At 67.2% G+C, this 1,099-nt stretch carries 2 protein-coding genes; both read right to left on the reverse strand.

The features are described from left to right. A partial coding sequence (locus G7A99_RS20560) for a hypothetical protein (RefSeq protein ID WP_163143728.1) occupies positions 1–575 on the reverse strand: 575 nt, incomplete at its 3' end. 151 nt (positions 576–726) lie between these two features. Next, positions 727–1,099: SDR family oxidoreductase (locus tag G7A99_RS20565; protein WP_163143730.1), on the reverse strand; the 373-nt coding region annotated here is incomplete at its 5' end.

The following is a 1,099-nucleotide window of genomic DNA, read 5'->3' on the forward strand; positions in this document are numbered from 1 at the left end:
GAGGTATCGATGTCCGGCGTGGCGCCCCCGACGCTGACCAATCCGCCGTCGGCCCCGATCGCGAACGAGCCGTTGTTGATTGCCGGGTCCGAGGGTTCCCAGTCCTGGGAGAGACTGGAGCTCGCGTCGTAGCCGAAGGTGTAGGCGCCGGCGAGGATGTCCGAGAAGAGCACCGACTGGAACGCAAAGATGCCGTCGCCCTGGCAGCTCGCATCACCGCTGAGATCGCCTGTTTCGGGGGTGCACTCGTCGGGCCAGAAGTAGTTCTCGCCGGCCACCAGTCCATCGGGTACGGTGCCGTCGGCTACGCCGTTGAAGCCGGGGACCAGGGTGAACGCCTGGTTGTCGACGAGGTTGCTGTCCGCGTCGTAGAGGTCCAGCGAGCCTTCCGCCTGGCCCACCGTCGGATGCCAGCTACCGTAGTAAACGGTGACGTCGAACCGGTCCGCGCCGGATCCGTCCGATATGATGAACCCCAGTGAATCGGTGTGTGCGAGGCCGTAGCCCGGTGTCAGCAACGTGCCCGCGAACAGGGCATACGTGGCCAGTCTTGTCCTGTGCAGTCGGAATGCCATCCCCTTGGCCCCCCTCCGTCTCGTAGTAATCAATTGGCGTTCGCCGGCGAGTGCCCGCGGCAAACGCGCAATTATTGCCGGCCCCGGGGGAGGGGGGTATCAGGGATTCCCTGAAATAGAATCAATTAATGGAGGTCCGGGGTGCCGGGGGCTACAGCCCCCGGACCATGCCGCCGTCGACGAGCATCGACTGGCTGGTGACGTAGCTGTTCCCAGGCGAGGCGAGGTAGGTGACCGTGCGGGCGAACTCCGCGGGCTCGGCGTAGCGGCCCAGGGGGATGCGCCCGGCGCTCTCGGCGCGGATCTCGGCCTCGTCGCGGCCCTGCTTGCGGGCCTGGGCCGCGTCCAGGGTGCGCACGCGCTCCGTGTCCACCCGGCCGGGGCCGACGATGTTGACCAGCACGCCGTCACCGGCGAGCTCTGCGGCGAGACTCTTGGCGAGCCCGAGCAGCCCGGCACGGAAGACGTTGGAGAGCAGCAGGCCGTCGATGGGCTCGTGGATCGAGGAGCTGGCGATGAATACC

It is taken from the genome of Arhodomonas sp. KWT (assembly GCF_010993615.1).